The sequence below is a fragment of the Curtobacterium sp. AC273 genome (assembly GCF_979253735.1).
The window spans coordinates 228,342-244,421 of record NZ_CEEDDU010000009.1 but is presented as its reverse complement, the minus strand read 5'-3'; the positions used below and the strand labels follow the sequence as shown (position 1 = coordinate 244,421).

General features: G+C 72.3%; 16 protein-coding genes and 1 pseudogene. 7 read left to right on the top strand and 10 right to left on the bottom strand.

The window, feature by feature from the left end; translation table 11 throughout:
- Window positions 1-88: 88 nt before the first annotated feature.
- Window positions 89-1,400 (top strand): annotated as a pseudogene (locus ACZ8AI_RS16295) (MATE family efflux transporter).
- A 159-nt stretch (window positions 1,401-1,559) separates the two neighbouring features.
- Here ACZ8AI_RS16295 and ACZ8AI_RS16290 read toward each other — a convergent pair.
- The 3 genes from ACZ8AI_RS16290 to ACZ8AI_RS16280 form a co-directional block, all read right to left on the bottom strand.
- Window positions 1,560-1,817 (bottom strand): hypothetical protein, encoded by a 258-nt coding sequence (locus tag ACZ8AI_RS16290; protein ID WP_464859027.1) that lies wholly within the window; start codon window positions 1,815-1,817, stop codon window positions 1,560-1,562.
- Window positions 1,814-2,341 carry a hypothetical protein gene (locus ACZ8AI_RS16285; RefSeq protein ID WP_464859026.1) on the bottom strand — a complete coding sequence of 176 codons (528 nt, stop codon included), beginning with the start codon at window positions 2,339-2,341 and terminating at the stop codon, window positions 1,814-1,816. The genes ACZ8AI_RS16290 and ACZ8AI_RS16285 overlap by 4 nt, the downstream gene beginning before the upstream one ends.
- A gap of 131 nt (window positions 2,342-2,472) precedes the next feature.
- Window positions 2,473-3,606 carry a substrate-binding domain-containing protein gene (locus tag ACZ8AI_RS16280; protein WP_464859025.1) on the bottom strand — a complete coding sequence of 378 codons (1,134 nt, stop codon included), beginning with the start codon at window positions 3,604-3,606 and terminating at the stop codon, window positions 2,473-2,475.
- A gap of 77 nt (window positions 3,607-3,683) precedes the next feature.
- Here ACZ8AI_RS16280 and ACZ8AI_RS16275 point away from each other — a divergent pair, with 77 nt between their 5' ends.
- From ACZ8AI_RS16275 to ACZ8AI_RS16260, 4 genes are all read left to right on the top strand, one after another.
- The gene (locus ACZ8AI_RS16275) at window positions 3,684-4,979 is read left to right on the top strand and encodes an MFS transporter (protein WP_464859024.1); all 1,296 of its coding nucleotides are present in this window, start codon (window positions 3,684-3,686) and stop codon (window positions 4,977-4,979) included.
- 10 nt (window positions 4,980-4,989) lie between these two features.
- On the top strand, window positions 4,990-5,685 hold the full coding sequence (gene nucS, locus ACZ8AI_RS16270) for an endonuclease NucS (protein ID WP_071291590.1): 696 nt from the start codon (window positions 4,990-4,992) through the stop codon (window positions 5,683-5,685).
- Window positions 5,686-5,755: 70 nt separating this feature from the next.
- Window positions 5,756-6,412, top strand: coding sequence for an HAD hydrolase-like protein (locus ACZ8AI_RS16265; RefSeq protein WP_071291591.1), 657 nt, complete (start codon window positions 5,756-5,758; stop codon window positions 6,410-6,412).
- Window positions 6,409-7,803, top strand: coding sequence for an MFS transporter (locus ACZ8AI_RS16260; RefSeq protein WP_464859023.1), 1,395 nt, complete (start codon window positions 6,409-6,411; stop codon window positions 7,801-7,803). Before ACZ8AI_RS16265 ends, ACZ8AI_RS16260 begins: the two co-directional genes overlap by 4 nt.
- On the opposite strand, the gene ACZ8AI_RS16255 is transcribed toward ACZ8AI_RS16260, so the two are convergent.
- The 6 genes from ACZ8AI_RS16255 to ACZ8AI_RS16230 all read right to left on the bottom strand — a co-directional run bounded on the left by ACZ8AI_RS16255 (window position 7,698) and on the right by ACZ8AI_RS16230 (window position 13,285).
- Window positions 7,698-8,531: an SDR family oxidoreductase gene (locus tag ACZ8AI_RS16255; RefSeq protein WP_464859022.1), complete on the bottom strand. Its 834-nt coding sequence runs from the start codon at window positions 8,529-8,531 to the stop codon at window positions 7,698-7,700. The genes ACZ8AI_RS16260 and ACZ8AI_RS16255 overlap by 106 nt on opposite strands.
- Entirely contained in the window at window positions 8,528-9,241 is a 714-nt protein-coding gene (locus ACZ8AI_RS16250; protein WP_464859021.1) for a nucleoside/nucleotide kinase family protein, read from the bottom strand. The genes ACZ8AI_RS16255 and ACZ8AI_RS16250 overlap by 4 nt, the downstream gene beginning before the upstream one ends.
- A 251-nt stretch (window positions 9,242-9,492) precedes the next feature.
- Window positions 9,493-9,870, bottom strand: coding sequence for an NUDIX hydrolase (locus ACZ8AI_RS16245; RefSeq protein WP_464859020.1), 378 nt, complete (start codon window positions 9,868-9,870; stop codon window positions 9,493-9,495).
- 137 nt (window positions 9,871-10,007) lie between these two features.
- A complete protein-coding gene (locus tag ACZ8AI_RS16240; protein WP_464859019.1) occupies window positions 10,008-12,020 on the bottom strand; it encodes a carboxylesterase family protein in 2,013 nt (670 codons plus the stop codon).
- Window positions 12,021-12,096: 76 nt separating this feature from the next.
- The gene (locus tag ACZ8AI_RS16235; RefSeq protein WP_464859018.1) at window positions 12,097-12,642 is read right to left on the bottom strand and encodes an MFS transporter; all 546 of its coding nucleotides are present in this window, start codon (window positions 12,640-12,642) and stop codon (window positions 12,097-12,099) included.
- Window positions 12,593-13,285 carry an MFS transporter gene (locus tag ACZ8AI_RS16230; RefSeq protein ID WP_464859017.1) on the bottom strand — a complete coding sequence of 231 codons (693 nt, stop codon included), beginning with the start codon at window positions 13,283-13,285 and terminating at the stop codon, window positions 12,593-12,595. The genes ACZ8AI_RS16235 and ACZ8AI_RS16230 overlap by 50 nt, the downstream gene beginning before the upstream one ends.
- Window positions 13,286-13,422: 137 nt before the next feature.
- On the opposite strand from ACZ8AI_RS16230, the gene ACZ8AI_RS16225 reads away from it, so the two are divergent.
- Together ACZ8AI_RS16225 and ACZ8AI_RS16220 are read left to right on the top strand one after the other, a co-directional pair.
- The gene (locus ACZ8AI_RS16225; RefSeq protein ID WP_464859016.1) at window positions 13,423-13,998 is read left to right on the top strand and encodes a sugar phosphate isomerase/epimerase family protein; all 576 of its coding nucleotides are present in this window, start codon (window positions 13,423-13,425) and stop codon (window positions 13,996-13,998) included.
- 222 nt (window positions 13,999-14,220) lie between these two features.
- Window positions 14,221-15,324 carry a Gfo/Idh/MocA family protein gene (locus ACZ8AI_RS16220; RefSeq protein ID WP_464859015.1) on the top strand — a complete coding sequence of 368 codons (1,104 nt, stop codon included), beginning with the start codon at window positions 14,221-14,223 and terminating at the stop codon, window positions 15,322-15,324.
- Here the strand turns inward: ACZ8AI_RS16220 and ACZ8AI_RS16215 are convergent.
- On the bottom strand, window positions 15,314-16,000 hold the full coding sequence (locus tag ACZ8AI_RS16215) for a TetR/AcrR family transcriptional regulator (protein ID WP_464859014.1): 687 nt from the start codon (window positions 15,998-16,000) through the stop codon (window positions 15,314-15,316). The genes ACZ8AI_RS16220 and ACZ8AI_RS16215 overlap by 11 nt on opposite strands.
- Window positions 16,001-16,080: the final 80 nt, after the last annotated feature.

Sequence of the window (16,080 nt, the reverse complement as noted above, 5' to 3'; positions counted from 1 at the left end):
CGTCACGAGGTCGCGCCCACCCCGCCCGGCGACGACGGGTCGGCATCGCCGACAGAATGGGTCGGTGCACCGACCGACGCGACCCGCTGTGACCGCTGAGCGGCGCGCGGTCGACCGCGACATCGTGCGGCTGGCGGTGCCCGCGCTCGGAGCGCTCGTGGTCGAGCCGCTGTTCCTGCTGACCGACACCGCGCTCGTCGGGCACCTCGGGGCGACGCCGCTGGCGGCCGTCGGGCTCGCGAGCGCCGTGCTGTCGACGGTGACCGGGCTGCTGGTGTTCCTGGCGTACTCGACGACCCCGGCCGTGGCACGGGCGCTCGGTGGTGGCGACCGTCGCGGAGCCGTGCACGCGGGCATCGACGGGATGTGGCTCGCGCTCGTGCTGGGGGTGGTGCTGGCGCTGGTCGGGTGGCCGCTCGCCGGGCCGCTCGTCGACCTGTTCGGCGCCTCGGCCGAGGTGTCGGCCGCGGCCACCGCGTACCTGACCATCTCGCTGATCGGGCTGCCCGGCATCCTGGTGGTGACCGCCTCGACCGGACTGCTGCGTGGGCTGCAGGACACGAAGACCCCGCTCGTCGTCGCGACCATCGGGTTCGTCGCGAACGGGTTGCTCAACGCCGTCCTGATCTACGGCGCCGGCTGGGGCGTCGAGGGATCTCGCCGCCGGCACCGTCATCGTGCAGTGGGCGATGGCCGTCGTCTACGTGCGCATCGCGGTGCGGGCCGCTCGGTCGTCGGGGGCGCCGCTGCGACCCGGCGCCTCGGGCGTCGCCGGGGCCCTGCGGTCGGGGGCCTGGCTGTTCCTGCGGACCGCGTCGCTGCGGATCGCGATGCTCGCGACCGTCGGGGCCGCTGCCGGGCTGGGGACCACCGGGCTGGCGACGACGCAGGTCGGGCTGACGGTGTTCTCGACGCTGGCGTTCGCGCTCGACGCCCTGGCGATCGCCGGGCAGGCGCTCGTCGGACACGGACTCGGCGGACGTGACCCGGAGCGGGTGCGACTGGTGACGCGACGGCTCGTGCTGCTCGGGATCGCCGGCGGTGTGCTGCTCGGGGTGCTGACCCTGGCCGTGAGCGGGGTGCTCGGGCCGGTGTTCTCGGACTCGCAGGCAGTGCGGGACGCCCTGCCCGTCGTGCTGGTGCTCATCGCCGTCGGGATGCCGGTCGCCGGGTACGTCTTCGTGCTCGACGGAGTGCTGATCGGTGCCGGGGACGCGCGGTACCTGGCCATCGCCGGCGGTGTGAACCTCGTCGTCTACCTACCGCTGCTCTGGTGGGCCGGTGGGACGCTCGCGGGGCTGTGGGCGGCGTTCGCCCTCGGGTACATCGGGGTCCGGGCGGTGACGCTCGGGGTGCGGGCGCACCGGCGCGGGTGGGTGGAACAGGCGTTGGCGCGGTGACGGAAGTGGAACAGGCGTTGGTGCGGTGACGGAACCGGTCGGCGAATCGTCGAGCCCACGTGCACCGAGAGCCACACCTTCGGAGCGGAACCCCGGAAACGCTTCTCGATCGGCACGAGCGATTCCGGGGTCCCGGGTTGTCGGTCAGCTCAGGACGGCCTACCGACGGGCGACACTGACGATCCCTTCGGTGATGGTCGCTCCGGGGTGCTCTTCGCGGTAGCGCCGGACCTCCGTGGTGTCCACATCGCCGACCGCTCCGATCGACGCGTTCCCGATGATCCTGGTGTCGAAGGCGACAGAGCAGAGCGTCGCCAGGGCGATGATCCCCGCGTAGACCGGACCGAACAGGCCGAAGGCGACGATGGCTGCCGTCAGCCCGCAGATCGTCACGATCGCGGGGCGGTACGGCTTCACGAGAAGCACTTCTGCTTGACTGCGGCGATGCCGAGCAGCTCCGCGCCCAGGGCCGCCGCAGCCCCGCCCAGCGCCTGGATCTTCTCCCATTTGAAGGACGCACCCCAGAACAGCTTCACGGCCTTGGCCACTCCGCCGAGGCCGTCGATCAGCTTCTTGATCTTCAGGATCTTCGCCGCCGGGATCGCCGTCGACGCGATGAGCCAAGCGATTGCGCCGGCGCACCCGACAAGGTCTGCTCTGGACTCCCGCAGGACCTCCGGGTGGTTCGCCACGAGCCACGCTCGCAACGCCGCGTCCCCGGCGAGCAGGACGGATTCGGGGATCCGGTCGATGAACTCGAGACCCTGCGCCAGCTCTGTGGCGTGCAGACCCAGGTCCTCAGCGATGTGCGCCGTTGCTGCTGGCGGCGGCGCGGACGCTGCCCGCGCCGGCGCTGCAGCGAGCATCGAAGCGAGCATGCCGGCCGCGAGAACGGCGGCGATCGAAGTCCTCGTGATCGGAAGAGCGGTGAACAACGTCATTGTGATCTCCTTCGGCATCCGACGCCCCTCGCCGGATGACCAACATCTTGTCGTTGACCGCTGAAATACACAATACCGGTGAGCGAGTTCCGGTCCTGCCCACCCAGGTCGATGTCTCGCAAGCCCAGGAGTCAGCGGGACTCCGCGTCGCGCACCGGCCCCGTCGTGTCCCCGATCCGCAGCTCGGACCGGAACGCCGCAGGCACCGGCTCGTCCCCCTCGAGCATTGCGAGCGCGGCACGAGCGGCAGCGCGGCCCTTCTGCTCGAACGGCTGCACCAGCGTCGTGAGCTGCCGGATCGGCGTCCGGTGGAGCAGGCTGCCGTCCACCGTGATGCCGTCGAACCCGACGACGCTCACGTCCTCGGGTACCCGCAGCCCGGCGTCGAGCGCGGCCGAGATCACCCCGACGGCGATCAGGTCGCTCTGCGCGATGACGGCGGTGGGGCGCGGGCCGTCCGGTGCGAAGAGCTCCGTGCCGGCGAGACGACCCTCTTCCACCGAACTCCCCGCGGTCTCGATCGCGACGGCGTCCGGGTAGACGCCGCGCACGCCACGAAGGCGTTCGAGCGTGGTGTGGGCGACACCGGCGGCTTCACGTTCGGCGTCGACCGGCCCCGAGCGCCGCGCGGCATCGAACGGGAGCGCGACGATGATCACCGCGGTGTGCCCGAGGTCGCGCAGGTAGGCGGCGGCTCGGCGCGAGGCCTCGCGGTTGTCGAGGTGGATCGGCACGGCGCCCTCGATCTCGTCCGCCTCGATCGCGACGACCGGGATCTGCCGACGTCGGAGGACAGCGACAGCGGGGTCGATCCGGACGTTGCACCCGACGAGCACGACGGCGTCCATCGGGGCGTCGACGATGGGACCGGCGCCGTGCTCGTCGTCGAGCGGACTGCGGACGAGCAGCAACGAGACACCGGCAGCACCGGCGACCTCGGCGATGCCGTCGAGCGTCAGGACGTTGACCGGGTCACGGAAGGCGTCACTCAGACGCTCGTCCATCACCACACCGATGACGCCGGAGCGACCGCGGCGCAGGGAACGAGCACGGGGATCGGGGCCGCCGTACCCGAGCTCGGCGGCGGCGGCGAGGACTCGGGCCTTGGCGTCCTCGGACACCGGGCCGAGACCGCTGAAGGCGAGCGAGGCCGTCGACGGCGCGACACCAGCAGCACGGGCGACCGCGGCCAGGGTCGGGCGCGACGGACGTGCGACGCCGCCGCGGGAAGGCGACGCGCCGGGTCCTGTTGCCGGTTCGTCCATCGCCCGTTAGCGTAACCGGAACGAACGGTCGAATCGATTCGACCACCGAACGACACGCACAGCACGATGGGATCAGCATGACGACGACGTCCGCCCGCACCACCCCGAGGACACGGGCCTGGATCATCGCGGTGTTCGTCGTGTTCACGCTCTCCGGGCTCGACATCGCGACCTGGCTCGGCCGGATCCCGAGCGTCCGCGACGCCCTCGGTGCGAGCACCTTCGAGATGGGCCTGCTCGTGCTCGGCATGGCGGTCGGCTCCATCGGCGGGCTGACCTTCGCCGGGCACATCGTCGCGAAGCTCGGCGCCCGTCGGGGCGTGCAGGTGGCTGCCGCATGCCTGGCGGTCGGCATGGTGTTCGCCGGCATCGCGGTGACGCTCGGCTGGGGCTTCGCAGCCATCTGGATCGCCCTCATCGCGTTCGGGTTCGGCAATGGCCTGTGCGATGTGTCGATGAACGTCTCCGGCGCCGCGGCGGAGAAGGCCGGCGGGCGCACGATCATGCCCCTGTTCCACGCCGCGTTCAGCCTCGGCACGCTCGCCGGGGCCGGCCTGGGAGCCCTGGCGGAGGCCCTCGAGATCCCGGTGGCGTGGCACTTCATCGTCCTCGTGGTCGTCACCAGCGCCGCCATGCTCGTCGCCGTCCGAGCGTTCCAGGACGAGCACCGCTTCGCCGATGCCGAGCACATCGCCACGGACACCAGCCCGGTGCCGACGCAGGTCACCCGCTGGCAGGTGTGGGCGCAGCCGTCCACGATCCTCATCGGCGTGATCGTGCTCGGCATGGCGCTGGCCGAGGGCTCCGCGAACGACTGGCTGCCGCTCGCGATGATCGACGGCCACGGGCTCGACAACGCCGCGGGCGCCGCCGTGCTCACCGTCTTCCTGGCGGCGATGACCGTCGGTCGCGTCGCCGGCAGCCCGCTCATCGACAAGTTCGGCCGGGTCCCGATCCTGCGGATCAGCGCCGCCGTCGCGGTGGTCGGCCTCGGCATGCTCATCTTCATCGACAACGTGCCGCTCGCGATCGTGGGCGTCGTGCTCTGGGGCCTCGGCGCCAGCCTCGGGTTCCCGATGGGGATGTCCGCCGCGGCCGACGACCCGCGCACCGCCGCGCTGAAGGTCAGCGCGGTCGCGACGATCGGCTACGTGGCGTTCCTCGCCGGCCCGCCGATCATCGGGTTCCTCGGGGAGCAGATCGGGCTCCTCGGTGCACTGCTCGTCGTGTTCGTCTTCATCATCGCGGCCGGACTGGCGTCCGGAGCCGCTCGTGAGACCGGCGCCGCCGCCAGGCCGACCCGACGGGGACGCGACACGGGTGCCGGAGGCGAGCCGCGCCTCCAGGCCGACCGCGCCGCCGACCGCAGGTAGGCTTCCCGGCGTGCGTCTCGTCATCGCCCGCTGCTCCGTCGACTACGCCGGTCGGCTGTCGGCCCATCTGCCGCTCGCCACCCGTCTCCTCATGCTGAAGGCCGACGGTTCGCTGCTCGTGCACTCCGACGGCGGCAGCTACAAGCCGCTCAACTGGATGAGCCCGCCGTGCTCGATCGAGATCACCGAGCCGGACGACGAGCAGTCGAGCGCCGGCATCACGCAGGTGTGGACGGTCACGCAGAAGAAGACGCAGGACAAGCTCATCGTGTCGCTGTACGAGGTGGTGTCCGACGAGACCCACGACCTCGGCGTCGACCCGGGCCTGGTCAAGGACGGGGTCGAGGCGCACCTGCAGCAGCTCCTGGCCGAGCAGATCGAGCTGCTCGGCGACGGGCACACCCTGGTGCGCCGCGAGTACATGACGGCCATCGGTCCGGTCGACATCCTGGCGCGCGACGACGCCGGGGCGAGCGTCGCGGTCGAGATGAAGCGCAACGCCAACATCGACGCGGTCGAGCAGCTGACCCGGTACCTCGAGCTGATGAACCGCGACCCCCTGCTCCGTCCGGTGCAGGGCGTGCTGGCCGCGCAGACGGTCGCGCCGCAGGCGCGCACCCTCGCCGAGGACCGCGGCATCCGCGTCCTGGTGCTCGACTACGACGCGATGCGCGGCATCGAGGGCGGACACACCCGCCTGTTCTGAGGGCGGGCCTGGAGGCGCGGGTCGACTCCGCCACGTCGGCTCGGCACCGCGCAGATAGGGTGGGGAGGACATGACCAGCCCGTTCAGCGCCATCCTCTTCGACCTCGACGGCACCATCAGCGATTCCGCTCCGGGCATCCTCGAGAGCCTCACGTACACGTTCCGCAAGGTCGGCGTGCCGGTGCCCGACCACGACACCCTGATGTCGTTCGTCGGTCCGCCGATCATGGACACGTTCAAGACGGCCATGGGCATGGACGAGCAGCAGGCCGAGCACACCCTCGCCGTCTACCGCGAGCACTACTTCTCGCACGGTGCGCTCGACTCCGAGATGTTCCCGGGGATCGACGTCGTGCTGCGGACGCTGCACCAGGCCGGTCTGCCGATCTCCACCGCGACGAGCAAGCCCGAGACCCCGGCGACGTACATCCTCGAGCACTACGGGCTCACCGGCGACATCGACATCATCACCGGGGCGAGCGACGACGAGGTCCGGAGCTCGAAGGCCGACGTCGTCGAAGAGGCCCTGAAGCGCCTCGACGCCCGCGGTTTCGACATCTCGCGTCCGGTCCTCGTCGGGGACCGGCTGCACGACGTCGAGGGCGCCACGGTGCACGGCGTGCCGGTCGTCTTCGCCGAGTGGGGCTACGGCTCCCCGGCCGAGGCAGCGGGCACGATCGCCACCGCGGCGACACCGCTCGACCTGCTGCCGATCCTGCTGCCGTGACCCGCACCGTCTCGACGGGCCTGCGCGGTGCCGCGTGGTTCCTGCCCGCCGCCATCGTCCTCATCGCGCTGAACTTCCGCGGGCCGATCGTCGCGACGGCTCCGGTGATCGGCGACGTCCGGGCCGACCTCGGTCTGACCGCCACGATCGCCGGCCTGCTGACGACCATCCCCGTGCTGTGCTTCGCCCTCGCGACGCCGTTCGCCAGCTGGGTGATCGCGAAGGCCGACCCCGAACGCGCCGTCTCCCTGTCGCTCGTCATCGTGCTCGTCGGCACGGTCGTCCGGTCGATGCCCTCGGCCGCCGCGCTGCTGATCGGCACCGCGGTCATCGGCATCGGCATCACGATCGGCAACGTGGTGATCCCGGTGGTGATCCGCCGGGACACCTCGCCGGAACGCGTCGGCCTGGTCACCGGCGTCTACACGTCGGCGCTCAACGTCGGGTCGATGATCACCTCGCTCGGCACCGCACCGATCGCCGCCGCGTGGGGCTGGCCGGTCGCGATCGCGGTCTGGGCGGTGTTCGCCCTCATCGCCGGCGTCGCGTGGACGTCCGCGGTCGGAGCACGAGCCGCCTGGATGCGCCCGAGCCGCGCCGCCGCCGAGGAACCGCTCCCCGTGACCGGACCGATCGACCAGGTGCTCGACACCGGAGCGATCCGGACCGTCCGTGCCGCGCAGGCCGCGCAGGTCGCATCGGAGCCCGTTCGTCCGGCACGCCGCCTCATCACCTGGGGCCTCACGCTGGCGTTCGGCGGGCAGGCCTTCTCGTACTACGCGCTCACCGCGTGGATCCCGACGCTCCTGCACGACGAGATCGGCTTCTCGAAGGCGTCGTCCGGCGCGAGCTCGTCGGTGTTCCAGATCCTCGCCGTCGTCGGGGCGCTCGGGGTGCCGATCCTGGCCGCGAAGTGGCGCCCACGCGCGATCATCGCCCTCGTCGCGTTCCTCTGGCTCGCGATGCCGCTCGGACTGCTCTTCGCCCCGCAGCTCTGGCTCCTGTGGTCGGTGCTCGGCGGAGCAGCCCAGGGCGGCGGCATCACGGTGATCTTCATCGTGATCGTCCGGATCGTCTCGAGCGACGCGGACGCACGGCGGATGTCGGCGTTCGTGCAGGGCGGCGGCTACCTGCTCGGCTCGGCGGGACCGCTCGTCGCCGGGTCGCTGCACGGAGCGACCGGGGGACTGGACGGCGCCGCTGCTCGTCGTCCTCGGCGCGGTGCTGGTCCTCGGCGTCGTCGGCACGTTCGCCGCGCGTCGGGTGTCGTAGCGCCGGTCGCTCGTCAGCCCTGCTCGAGCACCTCGCGCAGGGACAGCGGCCGACGCCCGGTCACCCGCTCGACGTCGCCGGAGACCCGCGCGAGCGCACCTTCGGCGATCGCCGTGTAGGTGCTCACCCACGCGTCCGCCTGCCACGGTTCGGGGTTCCACTGCGCGCGCGACGCGTACGCCTCGTCGAGGGTCTCCGGGTGGTAGGTGACGGTCCGGCCGCGCACCTCGGACACGATCGCCGCCGCCTGCTCGAGGGTGATCGCCGCGGGGCCGGTCAGCTCGTACGTCCGGTCGAGGTGGGCTGTCGGGTTCCGGAGCACCTCGGTCGCGACGCGCGCGACGTCGGCGCGCGCGACCGCCGCCATCGCCCCGTCGCCCGCCGGTCCGCGGATGACCCCGTCCTCGCCGACCAGGTCCTCGACGAAGTCCAGGTAGAAGGCGTCCCGCAGGAACGTGTGCGCCATCGACGTGGCGCGGATCGCCTCCTCCGTCGCCCAGTGGTCGCGGCCGAGCGTGAAGGTCGCGTCGGCCGCGGCGCCCGTGAAGGACGTGTACACGACGTGCTGCACGCCGGCGGTGGCCGCCGCGCCGACGAAGGTGCGGTGCTGCGCGAGACGGTCCTCGGCCTCGGCGCCGGAGACCATCAGCAGCACGTCGACACCCTCGAGCGCCGCCCGGCTCGCCTCGGCGTCGGCGAAGGTCGCCACCGCGACCTCCGTTCCGGGGAGCTCCGGAGCGCGCGACGCGTCCCGCACGATCATGCGGAACGGCACGCCGTCCGCGGCGAGCGCGCGTGCGACGGCCCCGCCGATGTTGCCGGTCGCGCCGGTGAGTGCGATGGTCATGGTCGCTCCTGATCTGTCGGGTCCACCGGACGTGTGGTCACGTCCGGACCGTCCTGGAGGCACGGATCACCGTGCGCGCGACCCTCGCCGCGTTCCACGCCGTCGACCTCCACCGCCCAGCGGCGGGCCGCCTCGTGGTCGCGTCCGTGTCGCATGTGGCGGCCGACGAGTCGGTCGACGCGGATCGTGTCGTCGACGGCGCAGAACCACGTCTCGGTGAAGAGGTCCGGGAGCGCCGACCACGGGGCCGTCTCGTCGAGCAGGTAGTTGCCCTCGGACACGACCAACCGGGCCGACGGCGGGACGGGGATACTGCCGGCGACGGGCTCGTCGACGCGGCGGTCGAAGTCGGGCGCCCAGACGACCGGCCCGTGGGGTGCTCCGTCGACCGGCCCGTCGGGTGCTCCGTCGACGAGCCGGCGCACCAGGGCGACGTAGCCGTCGGCGTCGAAGGTGTCGATCGCGCCCTTGCGGTCGTGGCGGCCGAGCGCGTCGAGGGCGGCGTTCGACAGGTGGAAGCCGTCCATCGGCACCTGCACCGCCGTCCCGGCGCCGAGGGCGTCGTCCACCGCGACCACGATCCGTCGGGCGAGGGTGGACTTGCCGGCGCCCGGTGCTCCGAGGATGCCGAGCACGACGCGACGGCCGCTGCCGGCGAGTCCGACCGCGCGGGCGACCGCTTCGTCGACGGACATCTCGGGCGCGGTCACGCCTTCATCCTGGCAGAGCCGACCGACGGGGCTCCCGGCACCGGACGTCACGGGCGACGACAGCACTTCGTCGCGATGTCGGATCCGGACCGCGATCCCCGGCTTCTGCCGTCCGGATCCGACATCGCGGGAAACCGGAGCTCCGGAGCTCCGACGATGCCGAGCACGACGCAACGGCCGCTGCCGACCAGGTCGACCGCGCGCACGCACTCCTCCCGGCGCCGTTCGTGGGTCTGCTCGCCGGGTGAGCGTCAGCGGGTGAGCGCGCCAGCCCAGCCGAGGGCGATCGGGACGATCAGACCGTGCCGGTGGTGGGGCAGGTCCGGGATGGGCATCCAGGCGGCCTCGTCCGTCGACCCGTCGAGCTCCGACCGCAGCGATCCGCCGGTGATGGCAGCCCGGAAGACGACCTGCACCGCCTTCATCGGGCGCCCGTTGGCGTGGATGCGACGCTCGGCGGGCACGATGTGGTGGCGGACGCCGAGGAGCGCACCGACCGAGGCCTCGAAGCCGGTCTCCTCCCGGATCTCGCGCACCACGGCCTGCTCGACGGACTCGTCGAACTCGACACCGCCGCCCGGCAGCGTCCAGGTGCCCGCCTCGGGGAACCGGAGCTTCGCGAGGAGCACGCGGTCACCCTCGAGTGATCACGCCGTAGGCGGCGAGCCGGGTGTCGTAGTCCGTGTACTCCATCCGCCGACCATGCCAGCAAGGCCGTCCCGAACGACTCAGCCGCGCCGGACACGCCCGGTCGCTGCGGCCGTGGTCAGGACAGCGTCGTGACGGATCCCGTCGTGGGCGTTGCGGCAGCGGCAGCCGCCCAGCCGACGCGCATCCGCGTGACGGCGCGGTCGAAGCCGGCCAGCGGGTCGGTGTCGTCGCGGACCATCGACTGCAGCTGGAGTCCCTCGTACAGGGCGACGAGCTGCTCGGCCGCGTGCCGGGGTGAGGTCCCCCGGGGCTCCCGTCCGGCGACCACGTCCCGCACGAGCGCGAGGGTGATGTCGTCGAACGAGCTCGTGTACTGGCCGCGGAACCACCCGGCGGCGGGGTGCTCGGGGTTCGACGCGGCGCTGAGCAGCGCGGTCCGGAGCCGGACGAGCGCCGGTTCGTCGAGGCCCGCCTCGAGCCGGGCGCGCAGGTACGCGACGGTGCCGGAGCGTTCGGCCACGACCCACAGGGCTCGTCGGCTGCCGTTGTTCCACCGGTCCATCACGGCCACGACGAGGAGCTCCCACGACGGGTACGCCCGGTGGACGTCGGCCTCGGTGACCTCCGCGTGCGCGGCGACCTCGGCCGGACCGACGGTGTGGAAGTCGGATGCGCGGTACGCCTCGATGGCGCCCGTGACGACGCGGGCGCGCAGATCGGCATCGGACTCGGACATGCCGTCGATTCTCCGGCCCGCACGCCCGCCCCGCGAGCCGCCTGTTCTGGGGCGTCCGGGCCGGACCGTCAGCCGCGGTCGAACGCCAGCGTCTCGTCGTCCTCGGCGGTGACCCGGCCGGTGCGCGCGAACTCGGCCCAGATCGCGCGGAAGGCCCGGCCGCGCCGTTCGACCTCGGGCCAGTCCCGCTCCGGCACGAACCGGGTGCCGGCCCAGGCCTCGCGGCCGCCGAGCAGCAGCGGCAGGTCGCTCATGTGCACGGCTCCGGTCGGCTTCGTCGTGACGCCCCGGTGCAGTCGGTACGCGGTCGCCCGACCACCCGCCGCACGGTAGTCGCTCCGCGAACCGTCGGGCGTCGCGTCCGTAGATCACCTCGGACAACGGGCGGACGACCAGCCAGCGCAGGAGCGGGCGCACCGCGCGGAGCTTGGCGACCGAACGGAGGACCGGGACGAGCGGGACGTACATCCCCGTCTCGTCGGAGCCGGAGCCGATCAGGACGTCGACGTCCGGCGCGACCGCGCTCCACGCACGGTCGAGGTCGCGTTCCGCGGGCAGCGGCGCGTGGCCGTACTGCGTGCCGAACGGCATCCCGCCGGCCAGGCCGTACGGAGCGGCCGCCTTCGTGGCGACGGCCTGTCGTTCGAGCAGCTCGTCGAGCGGGGTGGCCGGGTGCACGACCCCGATCGCCTTCGTCATCGCCCGGTTCATCCGCGCCCGACCCCGCGAGAGTCCGAGCGGTGCGCTCTGGATGATCGCGCGGCGGAAGAGCCCGGCCGTCCCCTCGCTGATCATGAGGTGCGCGGCCGCGTCCCCGCCGGCGGACTGTCCGAACACGGTGACGAGGTCCGGGTCGCCGCCGAACGCCGCGATGTTCCGCTGCACCCAGCGGAGGGACTCCGCCAGGTCGAGCAGTCCGAGGTTCGCGGGGACGGACTCCCCGTCGCCGAGGAACCCGAGGATGCCGAGCCGGAAGGTCACCGACACGAACACGACGCGCTGTTCGGTCACGAGGTCGCGCGCATCGTAGATCGGCAGGTCGCCGCCGCCGATGACGTACGAGCCGCCGTGGATCCAGACCATGACGGGCAGGCGTTCGCCGGGCTGCACGTCGGCCGGCGCGGTGATCGACAGCTGCTGGCAGTGCTCGTCGACGACGAGGCCCTCGACCGGCCGGAGCAGCTGGTCGACGAACAGCGCCGTCGGCTGCGGCGCGACGGGCGACGGCGAGGTCGCCGGGTACGGCTCGGTGAACGTCGGCATCGGCTCCGGTGGCGCGAACCGATCGGCGCGCGCGTACGGGATCCCGAGGGCGCGGACGACGCTCCCGTCGACGACGCCGGTGACGGGTCCGGCGGGTGGTTCGAAGGTCAGCGAGGCGGCGTCGAGCATCTGCTCACGCTACCGAGGTGACCACACGGCAGCCTGGAGGCGCGGGGCGGGCCGGTCACGCGCCTCCAGGCCGTCGTCAGTCCCGTCCGGTGACCGGACGCAGCGAACCCGACGCCGCGAAGGCCGCGACGAACAGGACGGCGACCAGCCAGAGCGCGCTCAGTGCGCCGACGTGTTCGGCGATCGCGCCGACGACGGGAGGACCTGCGAAGTTCGCGAAGTAGCCGATCGACGCCACCACGCTCACGCGCGCGGCCGGGTTCGGGCCGCTCTGGGCCGCGGCCGACATGCCGAGGGGGAAGCCCATCGAGACCCCGACCGCCCAGAGCACCACACCGATCAGCGTCAGCCACCAGCTGTCCCCGACGATGAAGAGGACCACACCGACGATGCCGAGGGCGGTCGTCCAGCGGATGGTGGCGACCCGGCCGAGTCGGTCGACGACCGGTCCGGCGAACACGCGCGTGGCCGCTTCGGAGACCGCGAAGGCGGTGAAGAACAGCGCGCCCACCGCCGCGGTCTGCCCGTGGCCGTCGGTGGCCGCGAGGGCGAGCCAGTTGTTCGCGGAGCCCTCACCGAGTTCGACGCCGAGCATCACGACGCCGATGAGCAGGAGTCGCACGTCCGCCCACCCGCGTGCCCACTGTCGCGAGGCGCTGCCCGCGGCTGAGCGTGGTGTCGGGCGCCTCGGCACGGCTGCCGTCCGGGATGCCGCGCATCGCGACGACCCCGACCACGAGGATGACGACGGCCTCCCCGAGGAGCTGGGCCGACGGGGTGATGCCCAGCCACGCGCAGAGGGCGGCGATCCCGGCGCCGAGGGCCGCGCCTCCCGACCAGGCGGCGTGCATGAGCGGGAGCAGCGTGCGTCCCGCGAGCACCTCGATGGCCGTGCCCTCGACGTTCGCCATCACGTCCAGCGCACCGATGCCGGCGCCGGCGATCACGAACCCGACCGACGCCAGCGGCGCGGAGTGCAGGGCGGCCGCGGTGCCGATGACGCTGATCGCTGCGGGCACCAGCACGACGACCGCGGTGAGCGCGCGTCGGCTGCCGAGCCGGCGGAGGAGCGGTGCCGCGCTGAGCAGACCACCGATCGACCCGATCGTGACCAGGCCGAGCATGAGCCCGATCGTTCCGACGTCCACGCCGAGTTCGACGCGGAGCTCGGGGAGACGTGGGCCCCAGGCAGCCAGGCTCACCCCGCCGATCGCGAAGGCGGTGATGACGGCGTTCCGCCATCCGGCGAGCTGGCTGCGGTCCACGTCGACCGACGGAGTCGTCATGTGACTAAAACTACACACCGGGTGGCTTCGGGGGTAGCGTCGTACCCGATCTCGCCGCGGAGCATCGCTCCTCGACGGGCCGCGACACCCAGTCAGGACCGAAGGAGCCTCTCGCAATGCCCACCACCTCTGTGCAGCTGTACTCGCTGCGCGACGCCGTCGCCGAAGACCTCGACAAGGCCATCGCCCGCGTCCGTGAGATCGGCTACGAGAACGTCGAGCCCTACGCGTTCGTCGAGCGTGCAGCCGACCTCGAGCGCGCCTTCGCCGCCACCGGCCTGAAGGCCCCGTCCGGCCACGTCGCCGTGATCGACGCCGACGACACCGCCCCGATCTGGGACGCCGCCGAGCGACTCCGGATCCAGACCGTCATCGACCCGTTCATCCCGACCGACCGCTGGCAGACCGCCGACGACGTCGCGAAGATCGCCGAGCGCGTCAACGAGCTCACCGCCGAGGCCGCCTCGCGCGGGCTGAAGTTCGGGTACCACAACCACCAGTGTGGAGTTCACGAACAAGGTCGACGGCCGTACCGTCTACGACCTGTTCGTGTCGCAGCTCTCACCCGAGACCGTCCTCGAGGTCGACACCTTCTGGGCGACCGTCGGCGGCGCCGACGCTCCCGCGGTCCTGAAGGGCCTCGGCGACCGGGTCGTCGCGATCCACGTCAAGGACGGCAAGGTCGACGGTGACATCCGCACCGCGCTGCCCTCGTCCGAGAGCGCCCTCATCGTGCCCGAGGCACTCCAGCGTGCCTTCGAGAACCAGACCCCGGCCGGCCAGGGCGACGTCGACGTGGCCGCGATCCTCGCCGCGGCGCCGCAGGCCATCCGCGTCGTCGAGTTCGACGCGTACAAGGGCGACGTCTTCGAGGGCATCACCGAGTCGCTCGAGTGGCTGAAGGCCAACGACAAGTGAGCCGCGTCGGGATCGGCATCATCGGTGCCGGCAACATCTCCACGCAGTACCTGGAGAACCTGACGAAGTTCGCCGACGTCGAGGTCCGCTTCGTCGCCGACGTGCTGCTCGACCGTGCGGCCGCCCAGGCGTCCGCCTACGGCGTCGGTGCGTCGGGCAGCGTCGAGGAGCTCCTCGCCCGTGACGACGTCCAGATCGTGATCAACCTGACGATCCCGGCCGCACACGCCGAGGTCGACCAGCAGATCATCGACGCGGGCAAGCACGTCTGGAGCGAGAAGCCGATCGCGACCGACCACGAGTCGGCCGCCGCGGTGCTCGAGTCGGCGAAGGCGAAGGGGCTCCGCGTGGCGACCGCCCCGGACACCGTGCTCGGTGCGGGCATCCAGACGGCGCTCCGGGCCATCGCCCGCGGTGACATCGGCGAGCCGCTCTCCGCGACGACGCTGTTCCACGTCCCCGGACCCGAGGCGTGGCACCCGAACCCGGACTTCCTGTTCGCGAAGGGCGCCGGGCCGCTGTTCGACATGGGCCCGTACTACGTGACGACCCTCGTGCACGCGTTCGGCACCGCCTCGCGCGTGCAGGCCGTGTCCTCGAAGTCGCTCGAGCGCCGGACCATCGCGTCCGGTCCTCGCGCGGGTGAGACGTTCCCGGTCGAGGTCCCCACGCACCACGCCGCCCTGATCGAGTTCGCCGGCGGGCAGTCCGCCCAGTCGACGTTCTCGTTCCAGCACGCGCTGCCGCGGATGGGCTTCGTCGAGATCAACGGCACGCTCGGCACGATCTCGCTGCCGGACCCGAACACCTTCGAGGGCTCGTCGCAGCTCTGGCGGTACGGGCAGGACGAGCCCGAGACACTCGAGGCCGTGGGCTCCACCTGGGGTCAGGGCACCGGTGTCGTCGAGCTCGCCCGCGCGATCGCCGAAGGCCGTCCGGAGCGCGCGTCCGGTGCGGTCGCGCTGCACGTGCTCGACGTGCTGCTCGGCATCCGGGATGCCGCCGAGTCCGGTTCCGCCGTCGACATCACGTCGACCGTGGACCGGGTCCCACCGCTGCCGGAGGACTTCGACCCGGCCGCCGCGGTGCTCACCGCGTAGGGGTCACGCCCCGCGTACCGGAACGGCCGGGTCCCGATCGGGACCCGGCCGTTCCGTGCACGCGGATCAGGCCGGCGGCACGATCTGCTCGAGCAGCCGTAGGACCTTCTCGCCGTCGACGGCCTCCGGGTCGAGCAGCCACTGCACCTGCAACCCGTCCGATGCGGCGATGCTCAGCGACGCCAGGTCGACCGGGTCCAGGTCGGCCCGGATGCGTCCCGCCGCCTGGTCCGCCTCGATCAGCACCGCCAGGTCGGCCCGGAGCCGGGTGAACCGCTCCCGCATGAACTCCCGGGTCGCCGGGTTGGCCCTCCTGCACGGCATCGGCCGCGAGGGTCGTGTAGAGCTGCACGAGCCCCGGGACCTCGCGGTTCCGCGAGGCACTCTCGCGCATGTCGCCGATCGCGGACTTCATCCGGTCGGGGGCGCCCTGCTCGCGCACCTCGTGCTCGCGGTACACGGCGAGCAGGAGTTCGTCGCGGTTCGGGAAGTAGTGGCGCAGGGCCGCGTGGGTGATCCCGAGCGCGTCGGCGACGGACCGCAACGACGAAGCGTCCACACCGTGGTCGGCGACCATCCGGATCATCTCGTCGAGGATCTGCGTCCGGCGCTCGGCACCCTTGCGGTACCCGCCGCGTCGCGGCGGGGCCGCTTCGTCGTCGGCCGGGTGGGTCATCCCCCCCAACCTACCGCTGGAAGTTACCGCTGGAAGGTTTTTTCCGGGAGGCGCGTGGGGACCGGTGCGGACCGGTCCGG